The following is an 18,967-nucleotide window of genomic DNA, read 5'->3' as shown; positions in this document are numbered from 1 at the left end:
GAACGGCAGGAGCGGTTAATGTCGAGTGACTTCCACGCAACGGACGATCCCTTCGCGACGTTCGCCGCCTGGATGGAGGAGGCCAAAGCCTCCGAACCGAACGATCCGAACGCCATGGCGCTCGCGACGGTGGACGCCGATGGCCTGCCGGATGTGCGCATGGTGTTGCTCAACGGCCTCGACCATCGCGGGCTGGTGTTCTTCACCAACGCCGAGAGCGCCAAGGGCGTCGAGCTCGCCGGCCAGCCGAAGGCCGCGGTCGTGTTCCACTGGAAGTCGCTGCGGCGCCAGATCCGGGCGCGCGGGCCGGTCGAGCCGACCTCGGCGGAGGAGGCCGACGCCTATTTCGCGACGCGTCCGCGCGTCAGCCGCCTCGGCGCCTGGGCGTCCCGGCAGTCGCGCCCCCTCGGCTCGCGCGCCGAGCTCGAGCAGGCGGTCGCCGCGCGCGACGCCGAGTTCGGCGAGACCGAGCCGCCGCGTCCGCCCTACTGGAAGGGCTACCGCATCGTCCCCACCTCGTTCGAGTTCTGGCAGGACATGCCGTTCCGCCTGCACGACCGCGCGGTCTTCGACCGCGCTCCCGACGGGTCCTGGACCCGCACCCGGCTCTATCCCTGATCGGCCCCCGCGTCATGAGCACCAGCGACCCCAAGCCCGACGACGCCCCGGCGACCTGCCCCTTCACCGGGGCCCGCGCCGGCGAGGCCGCGGCGGCCGAGCCCTCGACCGCCGGATCGACGGCCAAGGCGCCCCAGGCCGCGCCGAGGCCGCGCCCGTCGCCGTCCAACGAGCCGCGCAAGACGCTGCTGCTGACCGGCGCGAGCCGCGGCATCGGCCACGCAACGGTGAAGCGCTTCTCCGCGGCGGGCTGGCGCGTGATCACCTGCTCGCGCCACGCCTTCCCAGAAGAATGCCCGTGGGGCGCCGGTCCCGAGGACCACGTGCAGGTCGACCTCTCCGACGTCGAGGACACCGTCCGCGCCATCGCCGAGATCCGCGGCCGTCTCGACGGCGGCCTGATCCACGCCCTCGTCAACAACGCCGGCATCTCGCCCAAGGCGCCCGGCGGCGGCCGCCTGAACGCGCTCGCGACCGATCTCGACGACTGGAAGACCGTGTTCCAGGTCAACTTCTTCGCGCCGATCATGCTGGCGCGCGGACTGTCCGCGGAACTGACGGCCGCGAAGGGCTCGATCGTGAACGTGACCTCGATCGCGGGCGGCCGGGTGCACCCATTCGCCGGCGCCGCCTACGCCACCTCGAAGGCCGCGCTCGCCTCGCTCACCCGCGAGATGGCGGCGGATTTCGGCCCGCTCGGCGTGCGCGTCAACGCCATCGCCCCCGGCGAGATCGACACCGCGATCCTTTCGCCCGGCACGGAGAAGCTGGTGAGCCAGATCCCGCTACGCCGGCTCGGCACGCCGGACGAGGTGGCTAAGACGATCTACTTCCTCTGCACCGAGGCGTCGTCCTACGTCACCGGCTCGGAGATCCACATCAACGGCGGCCAGCACGTCTGAGGCCGGCCGAGCGCGGCGCCCCTTCCTCCGGCGACGGCCAGCGTCGCCGGGAGAAAGCAAGCGTCGCCACCAGACCGTCCTGCCTTGGCCAGCGCCGCGCAGGATGATCCAGCAATCGTCGCCCCAGCCGCAGGGGTGCCCCGCGCCGCTGCCCCGCGCCCACGCTGGTCTCCCAGCCGCCGGTCGTCCGCAGAGCCGGGTTGATTTGGAGCCATTAATATGCATGATGCATGCATATTAATGGCTGTGACTCGTCCGAGACAACGAGGCGCGCGAACGGAGCGAAACGGATATGATCGGCTTCGCCATGCTGTCGCTGTTCATCGACGCCGCGGCCGTCGTCGCCCGCCTGCTCGGCCGCCGGAAGCGATCGCGCGGGCCGGAGGACGAACCCGGACGCCGCTGAACCTCGCTCCCGCCATCCGCACCCCATGCCCGACGACGCCCGCGCCGCCAACATCCTCGCCGCCTTCGCGCTCGCCCTCACCGACAAGGTCGGCGACGCCATGCGGGAGACAGCCGAAGGCCGCAGCCCCGCCGCCATGGCCGCGCTGATCCAGATCGGCTTCGAGCCGGGCCTCTCGATCGAGCGTTTGCGCGCCTGCATCGCCCTCTCCCACTCCGCGACCGTGCGGGTGGCGGACCAGCTCGAGGCGGCGGGGCTGATCGAACGACGACGCGGCGCGGCCAAGGACGCGCGCGTCGCGGCGCTCGCGCTCACGCCGGCGGGCGAAGCGGCGATGCGCCAGAGCCTAGCCGCGCGTCAGGAGGTGTCCGCGCGGCTGCTCGGCCTGCTCACCCCCCGCGAGGTCGAGACATTCCTGGGACTCGTCGAGAGGATGCTTCCCGCCGCGGTCGGCCCGGGCGCGGACTCCGACGTGGTGTGCCGGCTCTGCGATCTCGAGGCCTGCCCGCAGGACCGGTGTCCCGCGGCGCACCGCCACGGCGCCTGATCGGCCGCGCGCCGCCCCTAACCCGCGACGCGGGCCCGCCCCGGGCGCTCGAACGGCGAGTCGAACGAGACCAGCGGCGTCGGACGCCCGACGAGATAGCCCTGGATCTCGTCGCAGCGCAGTTCGGCCAGGAAGCTGCGCTGCTCGTGGGTCTCGACGCCTTCGGCGGTGATCGGCATGTCGAGGCTCGCCCCGAGCGCGACCACCGCGCGCACGATCGCCTTGGCCTGCGGGCTGGAGCCGAGCGTGCGGATGAACGAGGCGTCGATCTTGATGCGGTCGAACGGGAACGCCTGCAGGTAGGACAGCGACGAATAGCCGGTGCCGAAGTCGTCCATCGCGATCTGCACCCCGAGCGCCTTCAGGCGGCGCAGCGTGCTGAGCGCGCCGGGGAGGTCATGGAGCAGCACGCCTTCGGTGATCTCCAGCTCCAGCCGGCCGGCGGGCAGTCCGGTCTCCAGAAGGATGCCGTGCACGAGCCCGACGATGTCGCCGTGCTGGAACTGGACCGGCGACAGGTTGACCGCGACCTTGCCCGGCCGCATCCAGCGCACGGCTTCGGCGCAGGCCGTCCTGAGCACCCACTCGCCGATCGGCACGATCGCGGCGGTCTCCTCGGCGGCCGGGATGAACACGCCGGGCGGCACCACGCCGCGCGTCGGGTGCTTCCAGCGCAGCAGCGCCTCGAAGCCGCGGATCTCGCCGCTGACGGTGTCCGCCTGCGGCATCCAGTGCAGGAACATCTCGTTGCGCGAGATCGCGGTGGCGAGGTCCTGCTGGAGCACGCGGCGCTCGCGCAGCGCGAGGTCCATGTCGGGTTCGAAGCCGCGCGCGAATCCGCGGCCGTCGGCCTTGGCGCGGTAGAGCGCGGCGTCGGCGTTGGCGAAGAGCGCGTCGATCGTCGCGCCGTGATGCGGGTACACGGCGAAGCCGACGCTCGCGCCGCAGCGGATCATCGTGCCGCCGACCACGGTCTCGACGTTCAGGCGCTCGGTCAGCCGGCGCGCGAGCTTGTCGGCGTCGCCGGCGTCGGGCCCGGTGCCTATGGCGACGAACTCGTCGCCGCCGAGCCGGAACACCATCGCGTCCGGCGCCGCGGCCACGATGCGGCGCGCGGCGGTCTTCAGGATCTCGTCGCCGGTGGAATGCCCGAAGACGTCGTTGACCTCCTTGAAGCGGTCGAGATCGATGCAGAACAGCGCGACCTCGCCCACCCGCTTGAGCGCGCCGGCGAGCGCCTCGTTGAAGGCGGCGCGGTTGGCGAGCCCGGTCAGCGGATCGTGGTAGGCGAGATGGCGGATCTGAGTCTCGCTGCGCCGCTGCTCGGAGACGTCGCGCAGCGTGAAGACGCGCCGGGTGCGGCCGAGCACCTGCAGGTCGCGGCTCGCGATCTCCACGGGCTGCGGCTCGCCGCCCGTGGAGCGCAGCAGCGCGTTCTGCGGCTTGGCGAGGCTCGCCGACAGCACGCGGTCGGGGTCGGGCGCGTCGATGAAGTCGCGGAAGGCGCGCCGGCGCAGCACCGTGGGATCGAGCCCCATGAGGCGCGCGGCGGCCACGTTGACGTCGACGATCTTGAGATCGTCGCAGACGACGAGGCCTTCGGAGGACAGATCGGACAGGGCCTGCAGGCGGTCCACCTCGCTGCCGCCGCGGTTCTCGAGCCGCCAGTCCAGCACGATCGCGAACAGCGCGAACAGCAGCAGGCCGCTCGCGGCCGCCGCCGCCGCGGCCAGCGCCTGGATGTGGTCGACGGCGACGTCGGGGATCGCGATCCTTGGGTCGAGCGTCGCGTCGACCGCGACCGCGCCGAGAGCGTGAAACGCGAACGCGCCGACCGCGAAAACGGCGCTGGCCGCCATGCGCCCGTACAGGCCCCGGAACGTCGCGGCGAGCGCGAACGCCGCCGCCGAGGTCGCGATCGCCAGGCCCCCGCCGAACAGGAACAGGCCTCCGAACACGTCGATGCGCCCGGGAAAGCGGACGGCGTTGACGCCGACATAGTGGGTCAGCAGCAGCGCCGCGCCGACCGCGGCGCCGCCGGCGGCCGCGTTCAGCACGCCGTTCTCGGACAGCTTCGGCGCCGCGATCGCCACGCCGCAGCCGACCATCGCCACGGTGACGACGAGCGCCGCGCCGGCGATCCGCAAGTCGAAGCCGGCGTCGAAGCCCGCGCCGACCGCGAGCATGCCGCCCACATGCGCGGCCCAGAGCAGCAGGCCGACCGAACTCGCCGTGACGCCGACCCACAGGGACTTGCGCCCTGCGTCTTCCACCAGCTCGACGCGCCGCATCAGGGAGAACAGCAGGATGGCCGCGGCCACGCTGGACGCCAGCGCGAACGCCAGCGTTGTCGGGTCGAGCGGATCCGAGGTCAGTTGGGACAACGCCATGTTCTGCGGCCAGTGCGAGCCAGAATGATTGCGATCACATTCTGTCGTCCGACCATAAAAATGCGGTAAAGACCGCCGCCCGAACGAGGCTCCGCGCCCTTTTACGGCCTCAAAACTGCGGATGTCCGAGAGCGCGGGCCTAAAGCCAGCGCCGCCACTTGAAGAAGAGGTAGGGCACGATGGCGCTGACCAGCATCAGGCCCAGCGCGTAAGGGTAGCCGAACGTCCAATTCAGCTCGGGCATCGCCTGGAAATTCATGCCGTAGATCGAGGCGACCAGCGTCGGCGGCAGGAAGACAACCGCCATGACCGAGAACAGCTTCACGATGTCGTTCTGCGCGAGCCCGACGAGGCCCAGCATGGCGTCGAGCAGGAAGGTGATCTTGTTCGAGAGGAAGTCGGCGTGCTCGGTGAGCGAGACCACGTCGCGCTGCAGCGGCCGGAGCTGCGCCTTGGTCTCCTTCGCCGGCTTCACGCCCTCGATCTCGGCGACGAGATAGTTTGCGACCCGCTGCAGCGTGACGAGGCTCTCGCGCGTCTTCGAGACGAGATCGCCCTTGCGGCCGATCATCTTGAGAAGCTCCTGGTAGGGCTTGCGGTAAGCCTGCGCCCCGGCGCGCTCGAACACGATCGCGGACAGCTCGTCCACGTCGGCGCCCACGTGCTCCAAGATGTCGGCGAGCCGGTCGACGATGGCGTCGAACAGCCCGAGCATCACCCCCTCAGGCGTCTTCGGCGGCGTCACCCCGTTGGCCTTGCAGGCGCGGGCCGAGAACATCGAGAACGGGGTCGGATCGTCGTAGCGCACGGTGACGAGCGTCGAGCGCGTGAGGATGAAGGTGACCGCGGACAGCTTCGGCTGGCCCGCCACCACGTTGCAGAGCACTGACGCCGTCATGTAGCGCGCGCCGTCCTCGAGATAGAGCCGGCTCGAAGGCTCGATCTCCACCATCTCCTCGCGCGTCGGCACGGAGGCCCGCACGGTCGCCTCGACGAGCGCGTCCTCCTCGGGCGTCGGCGCGAACAGGTCGATCCAGAGCGCGTCGGCGGGCGGCGGCGCGCCGGGCGCCGGCTCGTTCCTCTGAAGCGCGCCGTCGCGCAGGACATACGCGTAGAGCATGGGCGACGGCTCCGGCGGCGGGGAAACGGCTCAGGCGGCGGACGCGGCCGCCGCTCAGCCCGGATCGAGCGGGGCCACGCCCTTCGGCGCGCCGTCCGCGCCGGTGGCGATGGTCTCGACGCGCGCCTCTGCGCGCTTCAGCAGTTCGTCGCAACGCGCCTTCAACGCCTCGCCGCGGCGATAGTTCTCGATCGATTCCTCGAGCGGCACCTGGCCCTGCTCCAGGCGGCCGACGATCCGCTCCAGCTCCTGGAGCGCGGCTTCGAAGGTCAGGTTCGAGACGTCGTCGTTCGGCGCGTCCGTCACGGCGGGCCTCCCCTGTTCGCGGCCAAGGCGGGCCTTCTTAGGCGCGCTTCAGCCCCGCATCAAGGCGCGGACATGGGCCGCGGCCGACTGGGCGAGGCCGGTCAGGTCGTAGCCGCCCTCGAGGATCGAGACCACGCGGCCGCCGGCGGTCTCGTCGGCGACGCCCATCAGCTCCTGCGTCATCCAGGCGTAGTCCGTGTCCCGGAGCATCAGACCGCCGAGCGGATCGCGCGCATGGGCGTCGAAGCCGGCGGAGATGACGATCAGGTCCGGCGAGAAGGTCCGGAGCGACGGCAGGATCGCGTCGTCGAAGGCCTCGCGGAACTTGTCGCCGCCGTCGCCGCCGCGCATGGGGCAGTTCACGATGTTGCCGACGCCGGTCTCGCTGCGCGCGCCGGTGCCGGGAAACAGCGGCATCTGGTGCGTCGAGGCATACATAATCGACGGGTCGTCCCACACGATCGCCTGCGTGCCGTTGCCGTGGTGGACGTCGAAATCGACGATGGCGACCTTCTCGACCCCGTGCGCCTTCTGGGCGTGGCGGGCGGCGACGACCGCGAAGTTGAAGAAGCAGAAGCCCATGGCCGTAGTCTGCTCGGCGTGGTGGCCGGGCGGCCGCATGGCGCAGAAGGCGTTGCGGGCGCGGCCGCCGACCACCTCGTCGACCGCGAGCGTCGAGGCGCCGAGCGCGCGCAGCAGCGCCTCCCAGGTGCCGGGGCTCATGGTGGTGTCGCCGTCGATGCGGACCATGCCCTCGCGCGGGCGGACGCGGTCGAGCGCCTCCACAAAGGCTTCCGGATGGGCGAGCGTCGCCACCGCGGCCTCCGCCAGCGGGGCCTCGACGCGGGCAAGCGCCTGGAACGCCTCGGCCTCCATCGCCTGCTCGACCGCGCGCATCCGCTCCGGCCGTTCGGGGTGGCCGGGGGTGACAAGGTGGTCTCGGAAGGCGGGATGCGTGACGTAGAGGGTGCTCATGATGCTCTCAGATGCGTGCGTCGCCGAGGTCAGTATGGCGCTGGCGCCTGGGATGCCAAGCGCCAGATCCGTCAGGAGGCAAGCGCGGCCTCCGCCGCGGCGCCGTCGAGCGCCCCCGCCCCCTCGGTGACCGACCGCGCGAGGCCCGAGGCCCCGGTCGCGATGTTTTCCGCAAAGAACCGCGCCAGCGCGACGCGGCCGAGCGCGCCCTCGCCGGCCCTCAGCTCCGCGAGCGCGTCCTCGACCAGCGCCGCGCCGCCGGCCGCAAGCGCGAACAATCGGAGATAAGGCGTCGCGCCGGCCAGCGCCTCGGCGGGGCTGCGGCTCGCGGCGGCGATCCAGGCGGTGGCGTGGTCGAGCGCGTCGATCGCCTCGGCGAGCCTCGGCGCCGCGGCGCCGAGCTCCGGCGCATTGGCCTCGGCTGCGCGGCGCACGACGTCGCGCAGCGACGCGATCTCGATCCGCACGGTCTCGCCGTCGGCGAGCGGCAGCTTGCGGGTGACGAGGTCGATCGCCTGGATGCCGTTGGTGCCTTCGTAGATCGGGGTGATGCGGGCGTCGCGCATGTGCTGGGCGACGCCGGTCTCCTCGATGTAGCCCATGCCGCCATGCACCTGCACGCCGAGCGAGGCCACCTCGCAGCCGACGTCGGTGGAGAACGCCTTGGCGATCGGGATCAGCAGGCTCGCCCGCTCGTGCGCCGCCCTGGCGGCGGCGGGGTCGGCGGTCGCGCGCGAACGGTCGATCTCCACCGCGGCGCGGTAGCAGATCCCGCGGGCGGCGGCCGTCATGGCGCGCATCGTCAGCAGCATGCGCCGCACGTCGGGATGGGCGATGATCGGAGCCGCGCCGTCGCTTCCGTTCGCACGGCCCTGCCGGCGCTCGCGGGCGTAGGCCAGCGCGTCCTGGGTCGCGCGCTCGGCGATCGCGACGCCCTCGAGCCCGACGCCGAGCCGGGCGTTGTTCATCATGGTGAACATGCAGGCGAGGCCGCGGTTCTCCTCGCCCACGAGCCAGCCGACGGCGCCGCCCTTCTCGCCGTAGACCATGGTGCAGGTCGGGCTCGCATGGATGCCGAGCTTGTGCTCGACGCCGGCGCAGACGACGTCGTTTCGGCTCCCGTCCGGCAGCACCTTCGGCGCCAGGAACAGCGAGATGCCGCGCGTGCCGGCCGGCGCGTCCGGCAGGCGCGCCAGCACGAGGTGGACGATGTTGTCCGTGAAGTCGTGCTCGCCGTAGGTGATGAAGATCTTCTGGCCGGAGATGCGGTAGGAGCCGTCGCCCGCGCGCTCGGCCTTCGCGCGCAGCAGCGCGAGGTCGGAGCCGGCCTGCGGCTCGGTCAGGTTCATGGTCGCGGTCCATTCGCCGCTGACGAGCTTCGGCAGATAGCGCTCCTTGAGCTCCTCCGAGGCGTGGGCCTCGATCGCCTCGATCGCGCCATGGGTCAGCATCGGGCACAGGCCGAAGGCGAGCGAGCCGGACGCCCAGAGCTCCGTCGTCGCGGCCCACACCGCCACCGGCAGCCCCTGCCCGCCATGGGCCTCGTCCGCCAGCACGCCGTTCCAGCCGGCCGCCGTCCAGCGGCGGTAGGCGTCGGCGAAGCCCGGCGGCGTCGTGACCGCGCCGTCGGCGAAGCGCGCGCCGTGGCGGTCGCCCTCGCGCGACAGCGGCGCGACGACGTCGGTCGCGAAGGCGCCGGCCTCGTCGATCACCGCCGAGAGCGTGTCCCCGTCGAGGTCGGGATAGACGCCCTCCTCCCGCGCGCGGCCGAGCCCTGCGGCGTGCTCAAGCGTGAAAAGGATGTCCGTCACCGGCGCGCGGTAGGTCATGGGGCGTCGTCTCCTGCCTGCTGCGGTCTTTTAGGGCGCAAGACGGATCAGCGCCCCTCGCCGAAAGGTGAAGGCGTCGGCGGGCTGTCCGTAAACGCCGCAGCTTGGCGTCCTCGGTCTTCGATCGTAAGCGTTCCAAAGCGGCCGCGTCGAGGCGCACCGGGGGGCGGAGGCCGCCGGCGGTCCCGGAGAGCGCCCATGTCCGCCGTCGGCCACTCCTACTATACGCTCGACGTCGGCGATCCCGCCCCGTGGTTCACCCAGCGCGCGAGCAGCAACCCGCGCTACGTGTTCGACACCGCTGCCGGCCGCTACGTGGTGCTGTGCTTCCATGGCTCGACCGGACTGCCCGGCGCGCGCGACGCGCTCGACGCCGTGATCGCGCGCCGCGGGCTGTTCGACGACGCGCGCGCCTGCTTCTTCGGCGTCACCGTCGATCCCGCCGACGAGACCGGAAACAAGGTGGAGGCGATGATGCCCGGCATCCGCCACATCTACGATTTCGACGGCTCGGTCTCCCGGCGCTACGGCGTGCTGCCGGTGGAGGCGAAGCCCGGCGAGCCCGCGCCGCTGCGGCGGGCCTGGGTGGTGCTCGACCCGACGCTCCGCGTGCTGAAGATCACGCCGCTCACCGCGGACGGCGCGGAGGCGGCCGAGGTGCTGGACTTCATAGCCGCGCTGCCGCCGCCCGCCCGCTTCGCCGGCGTCGAGCTTCAGGCGCCGGTCCTGCTGCTGCCGAACGTGTTCGAGCCGGAGCTTTGCCGGCGGCTGATCGCCGACTACGAGCGCGACGGCGGGCAGGAGTCCGGCTTCATGCGGCAGATCGACGGCCGCACCGTGCTGATGCAGGACGCCTCCCACAAGAAGCGCAAGGATTTCGAGATCGTCGACCCGGAGCTGATCCGGACCATCCAGACCCGCTTCCGCCGCCGCGTCGCGCCCGAGATCCAGAAGGTCCACCAGTTCCACGCCACCCGGATGGAGCGCTACATCGTCGGCTGCTACGCCGCCGAGGACGCCGCGCATTTCCGCGCCCACCGCGACAACACCACGGCGGGCACCGCCCACCGGCGCTTCGCGGTCTCCGTGAACCTCAACGAGGATTTCGACGGCGGCGAGGTCTCGTTCCCGGAATACGGCCCACGCTCGTTCAAGGCCCCCGCCGGCGGCGCGGTGGTGTTCTCCTGCTCGCTGCTGCACGCCGTCTCTCGGGTGACGCGCGGCCGGCGCTACGTTTTCCTGCCGTTCCTCTACGACGACGCGGCCGCGAAGGTGCGCGAGGCGAACGCGCAGTATCTCGATCTAGGCCAGAGAACGCCGGCCGCGCCGACGACGGGTTGAGATCGGCGCAGGAAGCTCCGCCTCAGCCCTTGCGAATCTGGAACGGCGCCATGCCGTCGCGGGCGAGTTGGTCGGCGCGCTCGTTCTCCGGGTGGCCGGCGTGGCCCTTGACCCAGCGCCAGTCGATGCGGTGCACCTTCAGCGCCGCGTCGAGGCGTTCCCAGAGGTCCTGGTTTTTCACCGGCTTCTTGTCCGCGGTGCGCCAGCCGTTCTTCTTCCAGCCGTGAATCCACTTGGTGACGCCGTCGCGCAGGTACTGGCTGTCGGTGTGCAGCACGACTTCGCAGGGCCGCGTCAGCGCCTCGAGCGACGCGATCGCGGCCATCAGCTCCATGCGGTTGTTCGTGGTCGGGCTCTCGCCGCCCTTGAGCTCCTTCTCCACCGCGCCCTTGCGCAGGATGGCGCCCCAGCCGCCGGGGCCGGGATTTCCCGAGCAGGCGCCGTCGGTGAAGATCTCGACCACGTCCGCCCCGACCGGAGCCGCCGGCTCCGGCGCGGAGGCCTTCGGCAGCGCGGGCTTCGCGCGTCGGGGGCGGGAGACCGGGCTCACGGCCGCCACCCGTAGTCGGCGACGCCGCGCGCGCGCTGGTGGAACTTGAGCTTCTTCAGATATTCGAGCGGATCGAGCTTCTTCACCAGCGCGCCGGGCGGGGTGTCGAGCCAGTCCACCAGCCGCGTCAGCATGAAGCGCAGCGCGGCCCCGCGGGCGAGGATCGGCAGCGCGGCGATCTCGGCTTCCGACAGCGGCCGCGCGGCGTGGTAGGCCGCGAGCAGCGCGCCGCCCTTGGTGACGTTGAATTCTCCGTTCGGCTCGAAGCACCAGGCGTTGAGGCAGATCGCGACGTCGTAGGCGAAGGCGTCGTCGCAGGCGAAGTAGAAGTCGATCAGCCCCGACAGCCGGTCGCCGAGAAAGAACACGTTGTTGGGAAACAGGTCGGCGTGGATGACGCCCGTCGGCAGGTCGAGCGCCGCGAAGGCCGGTTCGAGCGCGTCGAGCTCCTCCGCGATCAGCGCGTCGAGGCCGCCCGCGACAGCGTCGCCGCGCCCCCGCGCGCTCCGCTCCAGCGTCCGCCAGCCCGCGACCGACAGCGCGTTCGGCCGGGTGAGCCCGAACCCTTTGCCCGCCTCGTGAAGCTCCGCCAGCGCGCGCCCGAGCTCGGCGCAGTGCGCCGCCGTCGGCCGCCGCACCGAGACGCCGTCGAGGAAGGTGACCAGCGCCGCCGGCCGGCCGCAGAGCTCGCCCAGCACGGCGCCGTCGCGCGCCTTCACCGGCTGCGGGCAGTTGAGCCCCTTCGCCGACAGGTGCTCCAGCAGCCCGAGGAAGAACGGCAGGTCGGAGCGCTCAACCCGCTTCTCATAAAGCGTGAGGATGAAGCGCGCCTTGGTGGTGACGAGCAGGTAGTTCGAGTTCTCGACGCCCTCGGCGATGCCCTTGAACGAGACCGCCTCGCCGATGTCGTAGGCCTTCAGGAAAACGGCGAGGTCCTCGTCGGGGACTTCGGTGTAGACGGCCATGCGAGGTCTCGGGGAGGTAAGGGAACGGCCCCTCCTAAGGCGTCGCCCGCGTCGTCGCAACGTTTAGGTTCCGCCTCAGGTCGCCGTCCGCGCTGGATGACGCGAGGTGATGATGGGCAGATCGGGCGAGACCACGTCGATCACGTGGGTGAGACACACGATCTGCATATGAGTCAGCGGACCGGGATAGGTCTCGCTGGCGAACGTCGCCCGCGAGACAAAGCGAAGGAACGACGATGCTTTCAGAATCCGAAACAGCCGGCCTGACGCGGCCGGGTCGCCCTCCAGCGCGCTAACGTAGGATTCGTCCCGCACGAAATACGCGACGTACCGGTTCCAGACGATCTCAAACGTTCGGCTTTCTTTCGTCAGCTTGACGAGACGAGAACCCTCGAATGGGGAGCGGCGTCGGCGGCCGCAGCGTCTTCCGGCGACAGGACGTGCGGCTCTCCGACCACGATCGTCAGGGCTTCCGTCGATGTCTCCGAGACGCTCTGAAGGATCAGGCTTCGGCAGGAACCGATCTGAGGACTAAAGCCCGGAGAGCTCATCGTCTTCGCCTCTGCGGGAACTCAATTGACCGACAGGCGCCAGCCCGAACCAGAGGGGTCGCCAGTCGCGACGACCCGATCAGGCGCTCTCTCGTCCATACAACCTGCGCTGCGCTGCGTTTATCGCCCGCGGGTCCCAATCACGCTCGCGCTTGGTCTTTGGGAAACGTTTGCGCTTCGACCTGAAGTCGTAGAACAGGGTGCCGTGGATGCCGTTGGCCTCGGTCTTCAGGATCGGGCGCTCCCACAGGCCGTCCAGAGCGCGGGGGTGCGTCTTGCGGATGCGCTTCCACAAATCTTCGGCGAACTCGATGTCCTGTCCCGGGTCTGGGAAGATGAGCGCGAACTCGTCATCGGTCGCCTGAAAGATCGGAAACGTGCAGTTCTCCGCGCCGTCGATGATTTGAATGTTCTTCACCTCACTCCGCCGCCGCGTCCCTGAGCTCGCGCGGCAGCGGGAAGAACACGCTTTCGTCCGCCGTCGTCACCGTCTCGACGGTCACGGCGTAGCGCTCGGCGAAGGCGTCGATGATCTCCTCCACCAGAATCTCCGGAGCCGAGGCGCCGGCGGTGACGCCGAGCGTGCGGAGGCCCGAGAACTCGTCCCAGTCGATGTCGCTCGCGCGCTGCACCAGCCGCGCCACCCGGCAGCCGGCGCGCTCCGCCACCTCGCGCAGCCGCTGCGAGTTCGACGAGTTCGGCGCGCCGACGACCACCAGCCCGTCGCAGGCGGGCGCGACGCGTTTCACCGCCTCCTGGCGGTTGGTGGTGGCGTAGCAGATGTCTTCCTTGTGTGGGCCGTGGATCGCGGGGAAGCGCGCCTTCAGAGCCGCCACCACGCCCGCGGTGTCGTCCACCGACAGCGTCGTCTGGGTGACGTAGGCGAGCTCCTCGCCCTCGGCCACGGCCAGGGCCGGCACGTCGGCCTCGGTCTCGACCAGCGTCACCGCGCCCTCGGGCAGTTGGCCCATGGTGCCGACCACCTCCGGATGGCCGGCATGGCCGATCAGCAGCACACGGCGGCCGCGCTTGTGGTGGATCTCCGCCTCGCGGTGCACCTTGGTGACGAGCGGACAGGTGGCGTCGATCGCGAAAAGGTTGCGCGCCTTCGCCGCCGCCGGCACCGACTTCGCCACGCCGTGGGCCGAAAACACCACCGGCGCATCGCCGTCCGGCGCCTCGTCGAGCTCGTCGATGAACACCGCGCCCTTCCGCTTCAGGGCGTCGACCACGTAGCGGTTGTGCACGATCTCGTGACGGACGTAGACCGGCGGCCCGAAGCGCTTCAGCGCCGCCTCGACCACGTCGATCGCCCGCACCACGCCGGCGCAGAAGCCGCGCGGCGCGCAGAGCAGGATCGTCAAGGGCGGCTTGTCGGACATGCGCGGGCTCTAAGGCGTGCTCACGGGCGCTCGGGCGCGCTCAGGCCCCGGCGTCTCCGGTGATGCGGCCGCGCGGCGGGGGGTGTCAAGGCGGCGTCCTTCCGCGCCGGCTCCCGCCTTGCTATAAACCGGCCAGCGTCGCGGGCGGGGCCGCGGCGCCGCGGGCGAAGGATGGTGGCGTGATGCGTTCCGGCGGTCTCAAGGGGCTCGGCCTCGTTTCGGGCCTTCTCGCAGGCGCGCTCGCGCTCTCCGCCTGCAGCACGGTCGGCGGCGACCAGCCGCAGCAGGTCGGGCAGGACGGCGGCCAGAACGCCAGCCTCGCGACCAAGCTGATCATGGGCACCCCCAACCCGCCTCCCTTAAGCGAGCCGGTCGACACCCAGATCAAGCGCGACTGTCCGCCGGTCGACGTGCTGGACGGCGCGGCCTCGTTCCGCGCCTACGCCACGCCCGGCTCCGCCGACCCGTTCGACATCCGCTACCAAGCCAGCATCGCCGACACCGCGCGCGAATGCTCGAGCCTCGGCGTCGAGGCCGCGATCCGCGTCGGCGTCACTGGCCGCGTCATCCTCGGCCCGAAGGGGTCGCCGGGCAGCTTCCGCCTGCCCCTGCGAATCGCGGTCGTCGACGAGAAGGGCGTGCCCGTCTATTCGCGCATGCACCCGATCGACGTGACGGTGCCCGCTGGCCAGACGCAGGCCGACTTCCCCCACATCGAGGACGGCGTGGTGGTGCCGATCCCGGCCAACCGCTTCCGCGGCTGGAAGATCATGGTGGGCTACGACCCCTCCGGCGCGACCCAGACCCGCGCCTCGCGCGCCCGCTGACGGCCTGCGGCGGCCTCGTCGGGCCTTAGGTCGCGAGCGGACGACGCGGCGACGTTTTCGACGGATCCCGGCCCGAAGCGCCGCGCTCCTGTAGCGCCGGGAACGAGACCATCCCCGGCCGATCGGCGGCCCGGCCGCGGTCGTATCGCGGCGCCGCGGCTCCAGTTCGGGAGGGCCCGCCCTCGGCCTCGATCGCTGGGCCGTGCGGCCTCGTCGCCGCCTGGCCGCAGCGCGCCGGCGCCCTCGCCGGGACGCGGCGACGCCTGCGCGTCGCGCGGCTTGACTTGGCCCCCGCCGCTTTCTTATATCCGCCCGCGCCGCGCGCCCGTCTTCACGGGCCCCGCCGGGGCGGAGTAGCTCAGCTGGTTAGAGCAGCGGAATCATAATCCGCGTGTCGGGGGTTCGAGTCCCTCCTCCGCTACCATCCCCCCCCCCCCCCGACGATGCGGGTCGACGGGAACAGATCGTGGCCCATCAGGGCGGCGCGACGTCCCGCAAACCGGGCGGACGGTGACCCGCCGTGACAACGGCAACGAGACCGTTTCGATATGAACCGCCATCCATACCGATTCCGGCAATCTGGCGCATCATCAACACGGGGCCTAATCCTGGGGATCAAGTCGCGTAGTGTAGTCGGCGTTGCTCGCCGAATAGACCACATCAGCCATCGTATCGTCGGCATAGGCACGTGAGTTGGTCGGATGGCCGTCAAAGCCGCCAGCCTTGTTCAACACCTTGCCATCACGCCATACCAGCAAGAGGCCGTGTTCTGCTTCCCAGGCGCAGTTGGCTTCTACGAAAATATAGGTGTGCTTGTCCTCGCCACGACCTTTCCAGACGCCGACTTCGTTGGGAGTCACGTGATCCCAGATATCTTCCGGCTTTTCAGGAACGCCCATCTCGGCGTCGAGCCAATCTTCGCCACCCACCGCCTCGTGGAAATCGCGGTAATAGGCGAACACGTGCCGGCTGTCTTTCAGGCGATCGGCAGGCGTCAGCGTCAAAAACGCCGCGAGCGCCTCTGCCGCTTGTACATCGCTCTCGTCAAAATCGTCAAAAAGCTCGACTTCGGCATTGTCGAAATAAGGAACGTGCACCATCGGAGTCTCCTTTGTCCTCCATTGGATAGAGGCGCCTTGCGATTGATTTAGACGTTCCCTCCGAGACATAACAGATACTGGGACGCCATCGACGCCAGCTGTCGACGCCGGTTTAGGCTTGCCGCCAATTCTCCCCCCAAGCGTCGGGCCCGTTCGCGCTCGGGTTCAGGGAAAGCCCTTCCTCGGCGTCCTGCTTCCTGATCTTGTCCCTGACCAAGCTCCCAGAGCTCGAGCTCTGGGTCGGAGCGCTTTTCGCGTTCCAGGATCAGGCTCATGTCCGCGGCATCCCGGCGGCGGCGCCGTCCTTGTCGCTCTCGGACGTCGGCCTAGATGCGCGGACATGCTCGAGTTGGGGCCAGGTTCTGCGGGGGCGCTATGAAATTCAATGTTGGTTGCCAGCTCGACTACACAATCGAGAGCGACACCGTTTTCATATTCAATTTCGAGGTCGCGCGGATCCCCAATCACGCCGATCTTGTCGAACGCCTGACGCTCAGCCCGGACGTGGCGCGGGTGACGCATGAATCGCCTGAAAACCTGAACCGCTATCTGCGGGCGGTGGCGACGCCGGGCGAATTTTCGGCGAGCTATGAGGCGACCGTCGATCTGAACGTCTACAGAGCCGATCCGAAAACGATCGCCGAGACGCCGATCAAGGACCTGCCGCTCGACGTCTTGCCCTACCTGCTGCCCAGCCGTTTCGTGCCGTCGGATCGGCTGGCGGATTTCGCGCTTCGGGAGTTCAGCGCGTTCCCGCCCGGCCATATGCGGGTCAGCAACATCTGCAGCTGGATCTACCAGAACATCGACTACGTCCGCGGGAGCAGCGACGCCGAGACGACGGCGACCGAGATCCTGATCCAGCGCGCCGGCGTTTGCCGCGACTTCGCGCATCTCGGCATCGCCTTCTGCCGCGCGCTCGGCATCCCGGCGCGTCTCACGAGCTGCTACGCCTTCGGTCTGAGCCCGGCTGATTTCCACGCCGTATTCGAGGCCTATCTCGACGGACGCTGGTGGTATTTCGACGCCACGAGGCAGGCGGCGCTCGACGGTCTGGTGCGGATCGGCGTCGGAAGGGACGCCGCCGAGATCGCGTTCTCGACGCCCTTCGGCGCCATGACGCCCAAGGGGCCGCCAAGGATCTGGATCGACCGCGCCGACGGCCAACCGGAGCCGTCGCCCCGGACGACCGATGCGATCAGCACGGACGAACCGCATCTGGGCTGACGGCCGAGATGGGGAGACTCCCTTCGCGCTGATGACCCGCGCCCCGCGAGGTGGCCTCCGCTAATCGTCGTCGTGCTGACCGCGGGCCGCGAAGGGAGGCGTGTCCACCAGCGTGGCGATCAGTCGAAGAAGGGCCTGATGCTCCGGCCCCTGGGGGTCGTGGTTGAGAAACGCGCCCAGTCCGATGTGAGAGAGGCGCCCGCCGGAAGGCCCGTTCGGCTGGTGAATGACGAATGCGGCGCCGTTTGTCGGTTCGCGACCCAAGAACCAGGAATCGCCGTTCGGGCTTCGATACAGCTCTCGCCTATCCGTCATGGTCGGTGCGCCTCCTTGGCCGTTTCGACCATACAGGAGGTCGCAGGACTGCGAAGGCGCATGATCATCCCCGCACGGCGATCGAGCGCGCGGGCCTATCCCTCCAGCTGCTTCGCCCGCCTGTATTCCGCGACGGTCTCTCGCAGGCTTTCGATCGTCTCAGCCGATCGCGCCGCCGTCACGACCTGGGCGGCCTTGTCCGTGCGAAGCTTCTCGATCGCTTCGGCCGCGTCGAAAAGGAGGGCCTTGAAATCCTCGGGTCGCAGCTCGCCGGGGATCACGGCCGCCGCCCGCAGCACGGTCACGATGTCAGGCGCTTTGCTTTTCATGCGTGATTCTCCGGCGGCTCGCCGCCTTGTTCAATATCTGAGCCCGTCGCGATACAGCCCTTCTTCGGCATCAGCGGTCGAAGCGCGCGAGCGCGAACGGGCGCAGGGGCTCCCAGCTTCCGGTCGTGACCGCGGCCGCCACCGCCTCGCCGATGCCGGCGGAATGCTTGAAGCCATGGCCGGAGCAGGCCGAGATCGCGACGACGCGGTCCATGGCCGGATGGCGGTCGATGATGAAGCCGTTGTCGGGCGTCACGGTGTAGAGGCAGGCGGCCGCCTTCGCGACGGTGGTCGAGGCCCCCGCAAGACGGCCCGCGACGTGGACGCGATGCATTTCGGCCGATTCCTCGGCCGACACCTCGCGCGACATCGCGTCGGCGGTGGTGGCGTCCGAATATTGCTCGGTCGCGACCTTGACGCGCGGATCGCCGGGCAGCGGCGGAAAGCCGTAGAGGTAATCGACGTCGGTCGGTCCGTGCATCCAGATGAAGACGGGCGCGTCGGCGGCGTAAGCGCTCATGTCGTCGAGCGCGAACCAGTGCAGAACCTGCCGGTTGACGGTCAGCAGCCGGTCGAACGGCGCGCCGAGCAGGTCCGCGGCCCAGCCGCCGGCCGAGACGATCACGTGTCCGGCGACGACCTCGCCCTGCGACGTCGTGACGATCGCGCGATCGGCCTCCTGACGCACCGACAGGACTTGCCTGTCGCTCTGGAGCTCCGCGCCGAGCGCCGCGGCGCGCGCGAGCTGCGCCTCGATGCAGCGCTCGGGGAACACGTAGCCGCCGCCAGGCTCGTAATAGACCTTCTCGTCGCCCTCGAGATTGGTGAACTGCGGGAAGCGCCGCGCCACGTCGGCGCCCGTCATCGTTTCGTGCGGGACGCCGAACGCGCGCGCCGCCGCGGTCGAGCGCGCGACGAAATCCGGCTTGCCGTGGTGGGAGCTTTCTCCCTTGCCCGGCGCCATCACCAGCACGCCGCAGGCCTCGAACAGCTTTTGCCCGGTCTCCGCCTCGAGCTCGCGCCAGATGCGGTGCGATGCCGTGACCAGCGGCACGTAGTCCGCGCCTTCGCCGACCGCCTGCCGGGTGATGCGGGTCTCGCCGTGGCTCGACCCCAGCGCGTGGGGCGGCGCGAACCGGTCGAAGCCGATCACCTTCGCCCCTCTCCGGGCGAATTGATACGCGCAGGCCGCGCCCATCGCGCCGAGCCCCACCACAACCACGTCGGCATGCATGCTCACGAAACGTCTCTCCTCGCAGGAACGCGCCGCGACATTGGCGCAGCAGG

The 18,967-nt window shown here is 70.1% G+C and carries 19 protein-coding genes and 1 tRNA gene; 7 read left to right on the top strand and 13 right to left on the bottom strand.

Annotated features, from left to right (window positions below):
* The first annotated feature begins 18 nt into the window (after window positions 1–18).
* From pdxH to ACFSCV_RS07265, 3 genes are all read left to right on the top strand, one after another.
* A complete protein-coding gene (gene pdxH / locus ACFSCV_RS07275) occupies window positions 19–618 on the top strand; it encodes a pyridoxamine 5'-phosphate oxidase (RefSeq protein WP_378798421.1) in 600 nt (199 codons plus the stop codon).
* 14 nt (window positions 619–632) lie between these two features.
* Window positions 633–1,520, top strand: a complete 888-nt coding sequence (locus ACFSCV_RS07270; RefSeq protein WP_378798419.1) for an SDR family NAD(P)-dependent oxidoreductase — start codon at window positions 633–635, stop codon at window positions 1,518–1,520.
* 431 nt (window positions 1,521–1,951) lie between these two features.
* Window positions 1,952–2,473: a MarR family winged helix-turn-helix transcriptional regulator gene (locus ACFSCV_RS07265; RefSeq protein WP_378798417.1), complete on the top strand. Its 522-nt coding sequence runs from the start codon at window positions 1,952–1,954 to the stop codon at window positions 2,471–2,473.
* A gap of 17 nt (window positions 2,474–2,490) precedes the next feature.
* Here ACFSCV_RS07265 and ACFSCV_RS07260 read toward each other — a convergent pair whose 3' ends face one another.
* The 5 genes from ACFSCV_RS07260 to ACFSCV_RS07240 form a co-directional block, all read right to left on the bottom strand.
* Window positions 2,491–4,863, bottom strand: a complete 2,373-nt coding sequence (locus tag ACFSCV_RS07260) for a putative bifunctional diguanylate cyclase/phosphodiesterase (protein WP_378798415.1) — start codon at window positions 4,861–4,863, stop codon at window positions 2,491–2,493.
* Between the two features lie 139 nt (window positions 4,864–5,002).
* The gene (locus ACFSCV_RS07255) at window positions 5,003–5,983 is read right to left on the bottom strand and encodes a magnesium transporter CorA family protein (protein ID WP_378798413.1); all 981 of its coding nucleotides are present in this window, start codon (window positions 5,981–5,983) and stop codon (window positions 5,003–5,005) included.
* A gap of 54 nt (window positions 5,984–6,037) precedes the next feature.
* A complete protein-coding gene (locus tag ACFSCV_RS07250; protein ID WP_378798411.1) occupies window positions 6,038–6,289 on the bottom strand; it encodes an exodeoxyribonuclease VII small subunit in 252 nt (83 codons plus the stop codon).
* Between the two features lie 48 nt (window positions 6,290–6,337).
* On the bottom strand, window positions 6,338–7,264 hold the full coding sequence (locus tag ACFSCV_RS07245; protein WP_378798409.1) for a histone deacetylase family protein: 927 nt from the start codon (window positions 7,262–7,264) through the stop codon (window positions 6,338–6,340).
* Window positions 7,265–7,335: 71 nt separating this feature from the next.
* Window positions 7,336–9,093 carry an acyl-CoA dehydrogenase gene (locus ACFSCV_RS07240; RefSeq protein ID WP_378798407.1) on the bottom strand — a complete coding sequence of 586 codons (1,758 nt, stop codon included), beginning with the start codon at window positions 9,091–9,093 and terminating at the stop codon, window positions 7,336–7,338.
* Window positions 9,094–9,291: 198 nt separating this feature from the next.
* Here ACFSCV_RS07240 and ACFSCV_RS07235 point away from each other — a divergent pair, with 198 nt between their 5' ends.
* Window positions 9,292–10,434 (top strand): 2OG-Fe(II) oxygenase, encoded by a 1,143-nt coding sequence (locus ACFSCV_RS07235; RefSeq protein WP_378798405.1) that lies wholly within the window; start codon window positions 9,292–9,294, stop codon window positions 10,432–10,434.
* 22 nt (window positions 10,435–10,456) lie between these two features.
* Here ACFSCV_RS07235 and rnhA read toward each other — a convergent pair whose 3' ends face one another.
* From rnhA to ispH, 5 genes are all read right to left on the bottom strand, one after another.
* On the bottom strand, window positions 10,457–10,897 hold the full coding sequence (gene rnhA / locus ACFSCV_RS07230) for a ribonuclease HI (RefSeq protein WP_378798826.1): 441 nt from the start codon (window positions 10,895–10,897) through the stop codon (window positions 10,457–10,459).
* An 83-nt stretch (window positions 10,898–10,980) separates the two neighbouring features.
* On the bottom strand, window positions 10,981–11,949 hold the full coding sequence (locus ACFSCV_RS07225) for a homoserine kinase (RefSeq protein WP_378798403.1): 969 nt from the start codon (window positions 11,947–11,949) through the stop codon (window positions 10,981–10,983).
* Window positions 11,950–12,024: 75 nt separating this feature from the next.
* Window positions 12,025–12,264: a hypothetical protein gene (locus ACFSCV_RS07220; RefSeq protein ID WP_378798401.1), complete on the bottom strand. Its 240-nt coding sequence runs from the start codon at window positions 12,262–12,264 to the stop codon at window positions 12,025–12,027.
* Window positions 12,265–12,579: 315 nt separating this feature from the next.
* On the bottom strand, window positions 12,580–12,918 hold the full coding sequence (locus ACFSCV_RS07215) for a hypothetical protein (protein WP_378798399.1): 339 nt from the start codon (window positions 12,916–12,918) through the stop codon (window positions 12,580–12,582).
* Window position 12,919: 1 nt separating this feature from the next.
* Complete coding sequence (ispH, locus tag ACFSCV_RS07210; protein ID WP_378798397.1) at window positions 12,920–13,882, bottom strand: 4-hydroxy-3-methylbut-2-enyl diphosphate reductase; 963 nt, start codon at window positions 13,880–13,882, stop codon at window positions 12,920–12,922.
* Between the two features lie 182 nt (window positions 13,883–14,064).
* Between ispH and ACFSCV_RS07205 the strand changes: the two genes are divergently transcribed.
* The gene (locus tag ACFSCV_RS07205) at window positions 14,065–14,709 is read left to right on the top strand and encodes a hypothetical protein (protein ID WP_378798395.1); all 645 of its coding nucleotides are present in this window, start codon (window positions 14,065–14,067) and stop codon (window positions 14,707–14,709) included.
* A gap of 347 nt (window positions 14,710–15,056) precedes the next feature.
* Window positions 15,057–15,133, top strand: a tRNA-Met gene (locus ACFSCV_RS07200).
* Window positions 15,134–15,311: 178 nt separating this feature from the next.
* Here the strand turns inward: ACFSCV_RS07200 and ACFSCV_RS07195 are convergent.
* Entirely contained in the window at window positions 15,312–15,878 is a 567-nt protein-coding gene (locus tag ACFSCV_RS07195) for a DUF6985 domain-containing protein (RefSeq protein ID WP_378798393.1), read from the bottom strand.
* Between the two features lie 306 nt (window positions 15,879–16,184).
* Between ACFSCV_RS07195 and ACFSCV_RS07190 the strand changes: the two genes are divergently transcribed.
* Window positions 16,185–17,036, top strand: coding sequence for a transglutaminase-like domain-containing protein (locus ACFSCV_RS07190; protein ID WP_378798391.1), 852 nt, complete (start codon window positions 16,185–16,187; stop codon window positions 17,034–17,036).
* A 410-nt stretch (window positions 17,037–17,446) separates the two neighbouring features.
* Here the strand turns inward: ACFSCV_RS07190 and ACFSCV_RS07185 are convergent, their stop codons facing one another.
* Both ACFSCV_RS07185 and solA read right to left on the bottom strand, forming a co-directional pair.
* On the bottom strand, window positions 17,447–17,656 hold the full coding sequence (locus ACFSCV_RS07185; protein WP_378798389.1) for a hypothetical protein: 210 nt from the start codon (window positions 17,654–17,656) through the stop codon (window positions 17,447–17,449).
* Window positions 17,657–17,750: 94 nt separating this feature from the next.
* The gene (gene solA / locus ACFSCV_RS07180; protein ID WP_378798387.1) at window positions 17,751–18,920 is read right to left on the bottom strand and encodes an N-methyl-L-tryptophan oxidase; all 1,170 of its coding nucleotides are present in this window, start codon (window positions 18,918–18,920) and stop codon (window positions 17,751–17,753) included.
* Window positions 18,921–18,967: the final 47 nt, after the last annotated feature.

Source organism: Methylopila henanensis (assembly GCF_042681025.1).
In the GTDB taxonomy this organism is placed as follows: Bacteria; Pseudomonadota; Alphaproteobacteria; order Rhizobiales; family Methylopilaceae; genus Methylopila; species Methylopila henanensis.
This window is presented reverse-complemented; position numbering and strand designations above follow the sequence as displayed.